Here is a 13,972-nt window from a genome sequence, read left to right as displayed (position 1 = left end):
TGCTAAATTAGTGCGATTACTAATAAATGCATTAATAACCAAATGCTTGCAATGTTTTGTAACATCTCTTTATTTGCTCGTAAACGAGCTTCGCATATTATTCCATCAGTTGACTATTTAATGGAGAATAATATGCGCTTTGTTTGTGCCATAACTGCCATAGTGCTGTCTTTTTATTGTCGGGCATTCGATTATGATCAGCTGGTGGAGGCTGGCAAGACGCGTATTTTGACAACTGAGGAGATCGACTTTCTATTTGCCACAGAAACGCACGATGACTATCGTCGACTCGTTGGTGACGGTTTGAACCGCGTGAGCGGTTACACGCACTATAACTGCAATGAAAAAGAGATCAACGTTAAACGTTATAACGAATCAAGAGTATCGGCTTCTAATAGCTACCCACACTCGCCTAGCGATATTTTGCGCACAACTCAACCGAACCTATTCAGATTGTCGCTCATCGATGAGCATCGCCGCCATAAGTTTGCCTACGCTGCTTCAAATCTGAGTTCATCATCTACAGCCTCTTTGACGACTAAGTTTCGCCTCACATCGTCTTGGACAGACAGGCATAATTTTGGTGTGATGTCTGCAGTCCCTAAGTTGTGGCTAGAGAGTCAAACCGAGGCTGGAAAAATCAATGTTCACCAGGCTTGTGGAGATGCCCAGGTTGGTTCGGTGAATTACGGCAGAATGTCGATTATTTTGATAAATGTGCTGTCAGACCAGCATAGCTACCAAGAGAGAAAGGCGGTGTTGAATGAGGTTTCAAGGGCTATTTATGGCGATGATATTCAAGCAGTAGAGGCGCTGTCGAAGTACGATGATGCCTACGATATTGAGCTTCAGGTGTTTAGTCTCGATAGGCTTTTACCAGTCGGTACATTGTCGGCGATGGACCTCTTCCTCTATATCAGCAATCGAGGGCATCAAGAGGATGATTATGTTCCGGTTGGATTGAAGGAGTTTTCTTATGCTCATACAGGTTATGACCGCTTAGATTCGAATCAAGCGATTAACACCCGCGGTAAATGGCAGGGTTATATGAGGACTTTCTACTATCGTCAGTGTGCAGAGGATGATGGTTCCCTAACACAATTGTGTGAACAGACAGAGCGAATGTATTTCAAAATGGTTGGGGACTACTGTGGGAATGCAACGATGCGAGATAGGTGTGTCGCGCCTGAGCACTCAGCGTGTGAGTTGGATGAAGGGGTAAGTTGTGATGCGTTGCGTTATACCGAGTCAGAGGGAGTTGAGTTATGATTGCGCATAAGCAGTTTGCAGAATTGCACATTTCCCGTCGCAAGGCGCTAATGCTTACCGGTCTCATTGGGGTGTTACTCGGGTGTAATCAAAACTCCAATCAGTTGCCACCAAATATTGAGCCTGATGAGCCGACAGTCTTTTGGCGCGCGGAGGGCAATATCTACGCCAGCGTAGAGGGAGAGATACTGACCATCCACCAACTAAACTCAGTCGGCCAATACTGCTCTTTTGTTTCACAGACGCAAGACTGGCAAGTGATATCCGGTGATTTAGACCAACAACAGGTTGAAATTCGCTATATCAACGCGGATGGTTATCCGGCTTTGGCGGCGTTTTCTCAGACTAGCATTCATCCAGAGTATATGTATCCTGAATGTAACGAGGCTCATCCTCTTAACGGTGTCTACACCAGACTCAGTGGAACTTTTCAATCTGACTATCTTGTGATTGCGGCTCCAGAAACCTACGCGTTGACCTGGAATAACGATGTGCAGTGTTACGAACAAGCCTATATCGATGCTTGGCAGCGTGAGGCGGCGTTTGCGATTAAGGGTGAATCTGGCTTTAGAGCTAGGATAGGTCCTGTAAAGAGCGCTGAATATGTAAAATACCATCGCCAAGAACACTTACCAACACGCGATATCTGCCAGTAATACCAAGAGGGGACCTCTCTAGCGAAAATAGGAGAGGCAGTGCTGGGAAATTTATAACGCGGTGGTCAATTTTAATCGACCACGACACTGGCATGAAAGTGATGAGAGAGCGGGTTACTAATGAGGATAAGTTGGTAAGTTAGGGCCTTAGTCATTTAACAAGGAAACACACAGATGATTTATTCAGGAGCAGAGTCTCTTCGTCACATGAGCCATAGTGATATCAGTGTGATGCGTTCGCTTGATGTGGGCCATAAGCAGCAAATTGGCGCGGGTTTCTTGTTTAAACTGGGAGCTGGTGCTGAGTTTGAACACTGCAAATTTCCATATTATTCAATTTGTTACGTCATAGAAGGTACTGGCCAATACAGGGATCAAGCTGGAAACGGATATGATTTAGCGCCGGGTAGTCTATTTCAACGCTTTCCCGACAGAGAGCATTCAACTAGCGTTGAGCATGGTCAAAAGTGGGCAGTATGTTATCTTGATTTTGATAGGAAAACTTTTGATTTCTTTACTGCTACTGGGGTCATCAACCCGGACTACCCGTGTTTACATGGACTTCCTTCACAACATATAGAACAAACCTTGTTTGAACTTATGCAGGAGTTGAAGCAATGTCCTCAAGCTCGACTGCCTGATCTGCTGCTTCAAGCGGCAACATTTTTGCGTAAACTTCAGCAGCAATACCTTCGTCAAGGTGAGCATTCGTCAGATTTTATCCAGCTTTCATGCATTTACTTTTTGAACAACTACCAGCAACGATTTGATTTACAGGAATATTGCCTACAGCATGGCAAGGGCTACGAGTGGTTTCGCAAAGCTTTCAAACAATCTGTTGGAGTTTCTCCGAGAAAGTACATTATCCACAGAAGAATGGAAGTAGCCTGTCAATACCTAAGGTATACCACTGATAGCATCAGCCAAATCGCTCATGAACTTGGCTATCTATCCCCAAGTGATTTTTCTGCACAGTTCAAATCGACGCTGGGCAGCTCACCCCAATTCTATCGACAACGTCACAAAACGAATCCAAATACCAATTAACCCATGTAACATGCCAGTATTCCAATGGTTTTGACCAGCTTACTCAATTAACTTGTCTCTTATTGAATCAAGGAGTAGCTAAACTATGTTCTCAATGTTGCATTGTGCCAAACCGTGGGAAACCCCAGAAATAACCGCCATTAATAAGGTTGCTTCTCGAGCGACCCTGTACCCATATCCTACCGTAGAGCTCGCTAAACAGTGTAAAAGGGAGTTTAGTCCCTGGTTCAATTTACTCAATGGCGTTTGGAAGTTTAAGTTATTTGATTGCCCAGAAAACATAAGTGATGCTGTTGTCGAGCAACACTATGATGACTCTGAGTGGGATGATATTAAAGTACCCGGTTGCTGGACTATGCAAGATACCGGTGACTACCCACAATATACCAATATTCAAATGCCATTCACTTTGAGTCCTCCTAACGTACCACAGGTAAATCCTACCGGCGTTTACCGGATGAAATTCACTATAGATAGTGAGTGGAAGCAAAGACGCACGGTAATACACCTCGCTGGTGTGGAAAGTACTTATTTCTTATACGTAAATGGTAAACAGGTTGGACTTGCCAAGGATAGCCGCACACCCAGTGAATTTGATCTCACTCCTTATCTAATTGAGGGAGTGAACAGTTTGGCTATTATTGTGCTTCGTTGGTCAGATGGTACTTATTTAGAGGATCAAGATCACTGGCATCATGCAGGTATTCATCGAGATGTTTATCTCTATTCCTCTGACCATTGCTATATCCAAGATGTGTTTGCCAAGTCAGGTTTAGATACTAGCTACACCAAAGGTCAACTCGACTTGAAACTTCGTGTTGAGAACTCTGCCTATGATAAGCAAGCATTCTCTATTGATGTTTCTTTGTTCGACCCTCAAGGCAAGCCAGTCATTGAAGAGAGTGAAGCGGCACATTGCTTAGGGGTACCCATTTCACATACCTCAGATTTCAATACCAAGTTATTAGACCACAATGTTCGTCTGTTCTTTGAAGTTGATCGTGTCCAGTCTTGGAGTGCAGAGACGCCTTCTCTTTATACGTTAGTCATTACTCTAAAAAATCAAGTAAATGAAACAATCGAGGTTATTTCACTAAAAACAGGCTTCCGCCGGATAGAGATTCGCAATAAGCAAATGCTGATCAATAACCAGCCAGTGCTTATGAAAGGGGTTAACCGACATGACCACGATCAATACACTGGAAAGGTGGTTTCGCGTGAGACAATGATCCGCGATATCCAACTACTCAAGCAATTTAACTTTAATGCTGTTCGCTGTGCTCACTATCCCAATGATGTTTTATGGTATGAGTTATGCGATCAGTATGGCATTTACCTGATTGATGAAGCCAATATCGAGGCTCATGACTATTATGATCAGTTATGCAGAGATACACGATGGCTACCCGCTTTTATAGATAGAGTTTCTAGAATGGTTCATCGTGACAAAAACCATCCTAGTATCATTCAATGGTCATTAGGTAATGAATCTGGCTATGGTGCCAATCATGATGCAGCAGCTGGATGGGTTCGCGCTATGGATGATAGCAGGCTGCTCCATTATGAAGGGGCTACGCGAATGGAATATGGTCAAGCTGAAACTAGCATGGTTTCAGGCCGAGGAGCTCACGCGACGGATATATTTTGTCCTATGTACCCGAGCGTTGAGGATATGATCGAGTGGGTGACCACAGTTGATGATCCAAGACCCTATATCCCATGTGAATACTCTCATGCGATGGGAAATAGCAATGGAAGTCTAAAAGACTATTGGCATGCGATTGAGACACATCATGGTCTACAAGGTGGATTTATATGGGACTGGGTCGATCAAGGCCTCGTTAAGACAACAGATAGTGGTGAGGAGTATTGGGCCTATGGTGGTGATTTTGGTGAGGAAATACACGACTTTGATTTCTGTATCAATGGATTGATTTGGCCAGATCGAACACCGCACCCAGCAATGTACGAGTTCAAAAAGTTGGCACAACCGCTCAAGGTAGAGGTTGTTGATTGGGATACTGGTGCGTTCACCATTACCAATAAGCATAATTTTGTTGATTTGAGTTACCTAGCAGGCAAGGTCTTGTTGATGAAAGATGGCAAATCGGTCAGCACTTGCGCAATAGAGCCCCTTTATGCCAAAGCCGGTGACTCACAAATTATTCACGTCGACTTAAGTGCTATTCGTGACGAAAATGAGAGTGAGTACCACCTGCTGTTTTCTTTCATGACACTTGAAGACCAACCTTGGGCCAAACGGGGTCATGAGCTTGGTTGGGAGCAGTTCGAGTGCCCTTGGTCTCAGCGGGTCAATCCAATTTTGCAACAGCCATCGGTTTCTTCCACGGTGTCAGAAACTCCTGATGGCATTGAGATGCAGTGTGGGCAGCTAATTGTAACGTTTGACCGTACTAAAGCCTGTTTTTCTGGATTAGTAAAGAATGGCCATTCGTGTCTTACTTCAATGATGACACCCAACCTTTGGCGTGCGGCGCTCGACAACGACGGAATACGTGATTGGACGGGACAAGACAGTAAACCGATGAGTTTGTGGCAACAAGCAGGGCTGCAGGAGTTGAGTGTTCACGATGCATCTTTAGAAGTAATCAATAATAACTGCATTAAGATTAGAAGTTTATGGGTGACTAGTGAGAATACACATGCGCTGGAGTTTATCGAGCGTTATAGTTTTGATGTCCAAGGTGCGCTGAATGTATCGTTTGAAATATCGTGTAATTCCAGCCTGCCTTCGCTAGCGAGAGTTGGAATTAAGCTAGAAGCGAATAAAGAGTTCGAGGGTTTGAAGTGGCTTGGTTTAGGACCGAACGAGAATTATCGTGACAGAGATGCTGGCTCATATGTTGCCGAGTTCACATCAACAGTCAGTGAGCAATTTGTTCCTTATATCTTGCCACAAGAGAATGGTAATAAATCTGATACACGTTGGTTTAGCCTAATTAGTCCTGCCCAAGAATTGACATTTACCAGTGACAAGGCATTCGAGTTTAGTGTCAGCCACTTTACTTCAAAAGAACTGTTTAGTAAGCGTCATAAACATGAGCTAGTACCTGATCAAAATACACAAATCAACATCGATTTATTTCAACGAGGTGTGGGTACAGGGTCTTGTGGTCCACAAACACGACTAGAATACGAGGTTTCAGCGGGTAAATACAAGTTTGATCTGAAAATTGTATAACTGGAACTAGATAAAATATTGGGACTAATTAGTTTGCCTGTGCTGTAGATAACTTTAGTCCCACAATACATTAACACTAGAAGTTAAACTATCTGATAATTATATAACTTTTATAAGTTATAGATGCTTATCTGTCATAAATATAAATGTACTAATTGAATTTCTAGCCTTTAATTGAAGTTATAAGGGATATCACGTGAATAAAAATAAACAATTGAGCGCAGCTTCTTTGCGTGCCTTGGAGAGAGGCTACTACGAACAAGGACCAGAGTGGTTTATCGAGTTTGAGGTAGAGAAGCTAAAGGGAGATTTTGAATATCAAGAGGGTGTCATTCGTAGAGACCCCTCAGCGGTAATCAAAGTCAATGACATTTACCATTGCTGGTATACAAAAGGGGAAGGTGAGACAAAAGGATTCACAGGCAACCCTGATGATAAAGTATTCCCATGGGATAAAACTGAAGTATGGCATGCAAGTTCGAAAGATGGTGTGGTATGGAAAGAAGAAGGAGTCGCTATCAAGGCTGGTGAAGCGGGGCAGTATGATGATAGAGCCGTCTTTACACCCGAAGTATTAGCCTATGAAGATAAGTACTATCTCGTGTATCAGACGGTAAGAGCACCATACACCAACAGGCAGTTTGAAGAGGTAGCTATCGCTTGGTCTGATTCACCTTATGGCCCGTGGCATAAATCTGAAGGCCCTATATTAAGCCCATCACGAGACGGTGAGTGGTTAGGAGATGAAGATAATCGTTTCCATGTTAAGTCAAAAGGAAGCTTTGATAGTCATAAAGTTCATGATCCCTGCCTGATCGTGTTTCAAGGTCGCTTCCATCTCTACTATAAGGGTGAAACGATGGGGGAAAGAATCAATATGGGCGGTCGTGAGATAAAGCATGGTGTTGCGATTGCGGATAATATTCTGGGTCCTTATGAGAAATCTGAACTTAATCCTATTTCTAACTCCGGACATGAAGTTGCCATTTGGCACCACCAAGGCGGCATTGCATCTTTAATTACAACCGATGGCCCTGAGAGAAATACAGTACAGTGGTCAAATGACGGTTTGAATTTTCACATTAGATCCTATATTAAGGGTGCTCCAGAAGCGTTAGGTATATTTAGGGATGACAATGAGGATACCATCAACTCGCCAGGTTTAACATGGGGCTTGTGTCATAAGTATGATGACTCCTGGAACTGGAACTATATATGTCGCTATAAGGTTAAACGCCAAATACTAGATGGTTGGTCGAATATCGAAGATCAATAATAGTTATCTTAGAGGCCCAATATGAATAAAATATCGATACCGAGCAAAGGATCACAAATAGAAATTACCTCGATAACGCTAGGTACAGGTGGGTTTTTGTACAGTGATAAACAGGATTATTATCACAGCCTTCTTGATCACTACCTAGCTATTGGTGGCAACTGTATCGATACAGCTCGTCACTATGGTGCCAGTGAAAATGTCATTGGAAGTTGGTTGAATAAGCGAGGATGCCGAGATGACGTTGTTTTATTGACTAAAGGGGGGCATCCAGCTGACAAAACACCCAGTACAAGCAGGTTAACCCCTAGAGATTTGCAACAAGATTTAGATGAAAGTTTGATGGCATTAGGCACTAGCTATGTGGACTTATATGCACTTCATCGAGACGATCCGGATATCCCAGTACAGTCAATTGTTGAGCAATTACATCAGTTTGTAGTGGATGGAAAAGTAAAGTCTGTGGGTGTATCGAACTGGACTCTAGAGCGTATCGTCGAAGCCAATGATTATGCTGCAACCCATGGTCTTACCATGCTTTCTTTCAATAGCCCTGGCTTTAGTTTAGCGCGACCGATTGAAGCAAGGTGGCCTGGTTGCGTATATGCAGATCCAGAGATGATAGGGTGGCATGAATCCACAAAGCTACCCTTGCTTGCATGGTCTCCGCAAGCAGGAGGTTTTTTCTCAGGCAAATACTCTAAAGCGGCTACTGCTAACCATGATTTATATCGTGTTTACGCAAGCAGTGATAATTGGGAACGGTTATCTCGGGTTGAAGAGTTAGCTAAGCACTACCATACCTCAACCTCACAAGTCGCGCTAAGTTACGTCTTAGAGCAGAAGTTTCCAACGGTTGCGATTATTGGTGCAAGGGAAATTGAACAACTCAATCGAGCTATAGAAGCCGAGCAGCTTTCTATAACTAGAGAAGATCTAGAATGGCTAAATTCAAATAATTATCAAATCGAGGTGTAGAGGGCTATGGGAAAAGTGATTGGAATTAAAAACCTATGCGTGCATATATTAAACTTGGAAGAAACATTAAAACTGTATAGAGAGATACTGGGCTTTCATTTAATCGATGCAAGTGTTCTTAAAGGCGGAGCGATAGAAGGAATGTTGGTTTTAGAACTAACAGCAGGGGATTGTACAATTCATCTGTCTTTAACAGCTCCAGAATATAGAGATAATATTGGAGAGATAGGCAATACAAACCACAACCATTTTATGCTCTATGTTGATGATATTAAGTCCATAGGTGACTCATTAGTAGCTGATGGTTACAATTTAGAAAACTTAAACTATGAGGAAGATGGTTATACCTTCTTCACAGGTCCTAATGGAGAAATAATAGGGCTTAATCAAAAGTAAGGGGAAGCGCCTCCTTAGTTCCCTTGATTTAAGGCAATAAGTACAACATTGATAGGCAAGTGTAGAAGAGTAGGGCGGGTTGATGCCTTACTCATTGATATGATCTACCACGTTCTTTGGTGATAGTCATGCTTGCCTCGGTTTTGCTGTGGATCGCAGGCTCTAAAGCCTGCATATCGAGGTCACTTGGGTAGAGTTGTCTCAATTACTCGTTGTTCACACAGTATATAGCATCAGGTTGAGTTGCCCCTAGCTGCCAAACTGCTTTGTATAAATCAGCTATTTCTTGAGCTGAGGCTGAACGCGGGTTATTGGCTGGCGACCCTGAGGCCAAAGCTTGCTTTGCCATAACAGGGATTGAAGAAATGAAATTTTTTCCTTCGATTCCGTACTCTTTCAATGTTGGTACTTTAAGGTCTTTGTTTAATAAATGCAGTTCTGCAACAAGCTGATCACAAGCGGTTTGATCACTATCTTTATTTGTAGCAACTCCTATCGCTCGCGCGCAATCTGCATACCGTTTTTCATTGCCCTTGATTGAAAACTCCGTGATTGCGGGTAATAGCATCGCATTGGAAAGGCCATGAGGTATGTGGAATAGAGCGCCAATAGGACGGCTCATACCATGAACGAGTGCTACTGAAGAATTTGAAAAGGCGATACCGGCAAGTGTAGAGCCTAACATCATAGATTCGCGCGCGTTTTCATTGGCAGGGGAGTTGAAAGCGGTTCTTAGGTTTTTCCCAATCAACTTCATCGCTATGAGTGCCTGACTATCAGAGAAGGCATTGGCTCTTCGACTCACATAAGCTTCAATTGCATGCGTTAGTGCGTCCAAACCGCAATCTGCGGTAGTTCGAGCGGGCAAGGTAAGCGTTAGGCTATGATCAATAATCGCCGCAACAGGCATAAAACCTATACCAGCACATAGCATTTTCTCATCACTTGATTCGTCAGTAATGATAGTAAAGCGGGTGGCTTCTGAGCCAGTGCCAGACGTAGTTGGTATGGCTATGATCGGCAAGCCATGTTCCTCAACATCGCGAGGATATTTATAGTCACGAATGTGCCCTCCGTACTTTCCTACAATAGAAATCGCTTTGGCACTGTCAATTGGACTCCCACCTCCAAGGGCTATGATTGAGTCAAAGTTCCCATCACGAAGCATGTTTACCCCCGCTTCAATAGAGGCGGCAGTAGGCTCGGGTATGGTTTCTGAGAATACCTTTGATTCCATTCCTACGCTTGCGAGAGACACCCTCAAACTTTCGACATAATCGAGTTCAATCATGGTTCGATCGGTGACTATCATAGGCTTCCTGACTCCCAGCGTTTTAAGGACATCTGGAGTGCGTGATAATGCACCTCTGCCTATTTCCATTATTTGAGGTAAACTAATCCTATTAGTCATGTGGTATATATTCCTAATGTAGCGATGAATTACATATTGTATTGACAATTAAGCGAAGTGAACGTTTTTACTATTCAGCGAAGATTGACTTTTAAATACACTCTCTAGAGCTTTGTCAATAGTATCTATAATTACGTCAGCTTGTTCATGATTTAACGTTAGCATCGGGCTAATACATAAGTTATTGTTATACTTCTTGAAGGATCGATTGGTTCGCCCTATTAAAACGCCGTTCTGATTACAGTGCTTTACTATTTCAACCAAAATGGATTCATCGACAGGTTCTTTGCTTTCTCTATCTGTGACAAGCTCTAAACCTAAAAATAGCCCTTTTCCTCTCACATCTCCAATGACCTCGTGCTTGTCTTTCAACACCTCTAAGCGAGTTAATAAGTAATCACCTAAAAGAGTGCAATTTTGCAGTAGATTTTCGCGCTCGATTATAGCGAGATTTTCCATTGCTGCTGCGGGGCCTGAGGTGCATCCTCCAAAGGTACTAATATCACGGAAATAACTTTCTCGGTGGTTGGGGTTGTCGTTTAGCTTTTGAAAAATATCTTCTGTTACGACAGTACATGCAATTGGCGCATAGGCTGATGCTAAGCCTTTAGCCATAGTAACTAAATCAGGTTGCACATTAAAGTGCTGGTATCCGAACCATTTACCAGTGCGTCCTAATCCACAAACAACTTCATCGAAGTGAAGCAGGATATCGTGTTTATCACAAATACGCCTAACGCCCGCAAGATACCCTTCAGGTGGGACAATAATACCACCCCCGGCAGTTATGGGTTCAACCACGATAGCACCGATTGTATCTGCGCCTTCCCTTGAAATTACGTCTTCTATGGCTTTGAGAGATAATTCAGTATAGTTATCGACGTCGCCGTATTGACTTCGATATTCACAACAGTGTGGAATTTCGATGAAACCCGGGGTAAAAGGGCCATACTGGTTTTTCCTTTCCTCTTGCCCTGATGAGCTTAAGCAAGTAATGGTTGTGCCGTGATAGTCACGATCTCGATAAAGTATTTTTGTTTTTTTTCCACCATAAAATTTTGCCGCAATTTGACGGACCATTTTGTAGGCTTTTTCGTTTGCTTCAGATCCTGAGTTAGAGAAGTAAACCCGGCTCATCCCTGGCATATAGCTCAACAATTTGGCCGCGAACTGGCTAGCGATTGGTGTAGCACCGGACCCCGCATAATAGTGTAAGTTAAGCAAGTGCTCTCTGACGACATTAGCAATAGACTCACGCCCATAACCGACATTGACACACCAAACACCGCCGGAAGTAGCATCAAGATAACGTTGACCCTCTGCATCCCAAAGGTAGCTTCCTTCACCCTTAACAAACATTGGCGCCCTTGAGTTGGCGTGTTGTGTCATATGGTGCCATACATGGGCTGAGTCTAGCTCGATTTCATCATGAAAATTATCCATAGTCTCTCTGTCTCTCCTTGCATACCGAACGCATTCCTTTATGACTAGGCTGAACTTGGTGGCTTTGTCATGGTTGAAACTTGTTGATAGTTATCGGTTGGATCTTTTATCCCATGAGTGTAAGTTGAGTTAAATACAATTTTACTGTACGTGAGTTATTGAAATGCTAAACCATGAAAAAAAATTGGTTAATCAAATTACAGACTTTGACATTAAATTGATTCGGTTATTTAAAACAGTCGCAGAGTGCGGCAGCTATACTGCGGCAGAGTCTGTTGTTGGGATTACCAAGTCTGCAATTTCACTACAGATGAGTGATTTGGAACGGCGTTTGGGTATGAAGCTATGTCATCGAGGGCGGGGCGGGGTCACTTTAACAGACGAGGGTGCACTGGTGTTGGAGTCATCTGAAGCATTGCTGGCATCGATTGAAGACTTTAGGAACAACGTCAACCAAATAAACCATGAACTTAGGGGACAGTTGAATATAGCATTAGTGAATAATCTTGTTACTCAGCCCAAGATGCTAATAACTAATACACTCAAAAATCTAAGGCAATTAAGTGATAACATTAACATTAATATAACTATGACCACTCCAGAAGATATCGAGAAAGGGATATCTGATGGTCGCTTTCATCTCGGAGCAATGCCCATCCAAAATCGCAGGACAGGGCTTGAATATCACTCATTGTATCGGGAGTACTATAACCTGTATTGCAGTAGTGAACATGAGCTCTTTTCTGCCGACGATATCACTGTTGAAGACCTACGCAAATCTCACACAATCATTACAAGAAATCAGATAGATACCAAAGCATATGAGATTCATCAGAAATTGAGATGTACAGCAACTGCCTCGGATCATGAAGGTGTTGCATTTCTTATACTAACTGGCCAATACATAGGTTTTTTACCTGAACACTACGCGGCAAGTTGGGTAAATGAGCATAAAATGCTGAAGCTATTACCAGAGCTATTTAAATTTAGTTCTGAGATTAATTTAATTAGTAAAAAAGGTATAAAGCGCAACCAAATTGTTAGCGAATTTATCAATCTTGTCGATATGGAAGGTTAGTTTGTAATTAGTCAATAACGGATTTTTGATGGTTATAAGTTGAGTTTGGAGCATTATGGTCTTATTGAGGAAATCAACAGTAACTAATCTTGCAAGACGACAAATTGGTGCAATAATGTGCTTTTTGCACCATTTAAGTCCAGCAGATTAACTATTGTAGGTGTTTGAATTTGCGTGTTATGAGCTGACCAGCTTGATTAATATTATTATCAGCTAACCGACTGTTATCGGTAAAAAATACCATTTATCAATGAACTAGAAGACATGAGCTGAATCCATTCTTTGTAACTTTTGGCAGAGCAATAACGTCAATAGCCTAAATTGGCATGCTATATGCTTGGGAATTCAATAATTAATCATAATTATTTGTATAAATATAATTAATTTTATGGATGCGTAGCCATGGCACTTGGTGAAAAAAGTAGACTAAAACGAAAATTGTCGGATCTTATCGTTGATGAGGTAAAACGTCTTATTGTCTCTGAAGAGCTTAAACCGGGAGACCGGTTACCAAGTGAGAGAGAGCTGATAGAGCAGTATGAAATATCCAAAGGGACAATTCGAGAAGCAATGAAAGCACTCGAAGTAGAAGGTCTGATAAGGACAAAGCCGGGCCCAGGGGGCGGAGCGTGGTTAAAGGAGGTTGGTACAGAACCTGCGAGCAGGGCGCTTAGAAATTACATGTACTTCAAGAGTATGTCGGCTGAACAACTCTATCAGATAAGGAAATTGATTGAGGTTGAACTCGCTGTTTCAGTAGTGGGACAATTAACCGCTGATGATTTCCAAGCGCTACGCAAACATACTTTGATATGCAGCTCAAAACCAAACTCTGAACTTCGACAACATCAGCAAAAAGTAGCTGAACTAGAGTTTCATAACGTATTAGCAGATGCTTGCCCTAACCCAATATTAGGTTTTTTTGGACGGTTTATAAATGAATCTCTTCGCGATTTAGTCGTGTTCAAAAAGGCATATTTAGTCGACTACTATGAGTTTACAAAATCAAATGCTGACTATCATTATGAGCTTATTGAAGCGTATGAAAATGAGGATGAGCTGCAAGTAAGAGCTCTAATGAAGGAACATATGAATCAAGCTGAAAGGCATTTCCTTGCTTTAGATGGGATGATATCAAAAATAATGTAGATGAGTAGTTGCTTGTTTAGAACTGCTTAAACAGCCCAAGTGAATTTTAAATTTAATTAGATATAAG

General features: G+C 42.4%; 11 protein-coding genes. 9 read left to right on the top strand and 2 right to left on the bottom strand.

All coding sequences use genetic code 11. The features are described from left to right. Positions 1-132 precede the first annotated feature (132 nt). The 7 genes from ACZ5R2_RS21250 (at position 133) to ACZ5R2_RS21220 (ending at position 8,824) form a co-directional block, all read left to right on the top strand. Positions 133-1,269, top strand: a complete 1,137-nt coding sequence (locus ACZ5R2_RS21250; RefSeq protein WP_464902629.1) for a hypothetical protein — start codon at positions 133-135, stop codon at positions 1,267-1,269. Beyond that, positions 1,266-1,925, top strand: a complete 660-nt coding sequence (locus tag ACZ5R2_RS21245) for a hypothetical protein (protein WP_464902630.1) — start codon at positions 1,266-1,268, stop codon at positions 1,923-1,925. Before ACZ5R2_RS21250 ends, ACZ5R2_RS21245 begins: the two co-directional genes overlap by 4 nt. Positions 1,926-2,099: 174 nt before the next feature. Next, positions 2,100-2,972, top strand: coding sequence for a helix-turn-helix domain-containing protein (locus ACZ5R2_RS21240; protein ID WP_464902631.1), 873 nt, complete (start codon positions 2,100-2,102; stop codon positions 2,970-2,972). A gap of 85 nt (positions 2,973-3,057) precedes the next feature. Then, positions 3,058-6,174: a glycoside hydrolase family 2 TIM barrel-domain containing protein gene (locus ACZ5R2_RS21235; protein ID WP_464902632.1), complete on the top strand. Its 3,117-nt coding sequence runs from the start codon at positions 3,058-3,060 to the stop codon at positions 6,172-6,174. 196 nt (positions 6,175-6,370) lie between these two features. After that, a complete protein-coding gene (locus ACZ5R2_RS21230) occupies positions 6,371-7,450 on the top strand; it encodes a glycoside hydrolase family 117 protein (protein WP_464902633.1) in 1,080 nt (359 codons plus the stop codon). A 21-nt stretch (positions 7,451-7,471) separates the two neighbouring features. Then, positions 7,472-8,428 carry an aldo/keto reductase gene (locus ACZ5R2_RS21225; RefSeq protein WP_464902634.1) on the top strand — a complete coding sequence of 319 codons (957 nt, stop codon included), beginning with the start codon at positions 7,472-7,474 and terminating at the stop codon, positions 8,426-8,428. A 6-nt stretch (positions 8,429-8,434) separates the two neighbouring features. Beyond that, positions 8,435-8,824 (top strand): VOC family protein, encoded by a 390-nt coding sequence (locus ACZ5R2_RS21220; protein WP_464902635.1) that lies wholly within the window; start codon positions 8,435-8,437, stop codon positions 8,822-8,824. A gap of 205 nt (positions 8,825-9,029) precedes the next feature. Here ACZ5R2_RS21220 and ACZ5R2_RS21215 read toward each other — a convergent pair whose 3' ends face one another. Both ACZ5R2_RS21215 and ACZ5R2_RS21210 read right to left on the bottom strand, forming a co-directional pair. Further along, on the bottom strand, positions 9,030-10,235 hold the full coding sequence (locus ACZ5R2_RS21215; protein ID WP_464902636.1) for an iron-containing alcohol dehydrogenase: 1,206 nt from the start codon (positions 10,233-10,235) through the stop codon (positions 9,030-9,032). Between the two features lie 48 nt (positions 10,236-10,283). Next, on the bottom strand, positions 10,284-11,678 hold the full coding sequence (locus ACZ5R2_RS21210) for an aminotransferase family protein (RefSeq protein WP_464902637.1): 1,395 nt from the start codon (positions 11,676-11,678) through the stop codon (positions 10,284-10,286). A 163-nt stretch (positions 11,679-11,841) separates the two neighbouring features. Between ACZ5R2_RS21210 and ACZ5R2_RS21205 the strand changes: the two genes are divergently transcribed. Next, positions 11,842-12,756 (top strand): LysR family transcriptional regulator, encoded by a 915-nt coding sequence (locus tag ACZ5R2_RS21205; RefSeq protein ID WP_464902638.1) that lies wholly within the window; start codon positions 11,842-11,844, stop codon positions 12,754-12,756. 402 nt (positions 12,757-13,158) lie between these two features. Further along, positions 13,159-13,905, top strand: coding sequence for a FadR/GntR family transcriptional regulator (locus ACZ5R2_RS21200; protein ID WP_464902639.1), 747 nt, complete (start codon positions 13,159-13,161; stop codon positions 13,903-13,905). Positions 13,906-13,972: the final 67 nt, after the last annotated feature.

Source organism: Vibrio sabulosilitoris, from assembly GCF_055391395.1.
Note: the sequence above shows the minus strand (reverse complement) of the source record. Positions and strands in the feature narration are given on the sequence as shown.

Bases quoted from the DNA above. Each gene is read 5' to 3' on its own strand.
- ACZ5R2_RS21225 (WP_464902634.1), top strand. From the start codon at position 7,472: ATGAATAAAATATCGATACCGAGCAAAGGATCACAAATAGAAATTACC.
- ACZ5R2_RS21215 (WP_464902636.1), bottom strand. From the start codon at position 10,235: ATGACTAATAGGATTAGTTTACCTCAAATAATGGAAATAGGCAGAGGT.
- ACZ5R2_RS21245 (WP_464902630.1), top strand. From the start codon at position 1,266: ATGATTGCGCATAAGCAGTTTGCAGAATTGCACATTTCCCGTCGCAAG.
- ACZ5R2_RS21210 (WP_464902637.1), bottom strand. From the start codon at position 11,678: ATGGATAATTTTCATGATGAAATCGAGCTAGACTCAGCCCATGTATGG.
- ACZ5R2_RS21235 (WP_464902632.1), top strand. From the start codon at position 3,058: ATGTTCTCAATGTTGCATTGTGCCAAACCGTGGGAAACCCCAGAAATA.
- ACZ5R2_RS21200 (WP_464902639.1), top strand. From the start codon at position 13,159: ATGGCACTTGGTGAAAAAAGTAGACTAAAACGAAAATTGTCGGATCTT.
- ACZ5R2_RS21250 (WP_464902629.1), top strand. From the start codon at position 133: ATGCGCTTTGTTTGTGCCATAACTGCCATAGTGCTGTCTTTTTATTGT.
- ACZ5R2_RS21240 (WP_464902631.1), top strand. From the start codon at position 2,100: ATGATTTATTCAGGAGCAGAGTCTCTTCGTCACATGAGCCATAGTGAT.
- ACZ5R2_RS21220 (WP_464902635.1), top strand. From the start codon at position 8,435: ATGGGAAAAGTGATTGGAATTAAAAACCTATGCGTGCATATATTAAAC.
- ACZ5R2_RS21205 (WP_464902638.1), top strand. From the start codon at position 11,842: ATGCTAAACCATGAAAAAAAATTGGTTAATCAAATTACAGACTTTGAC.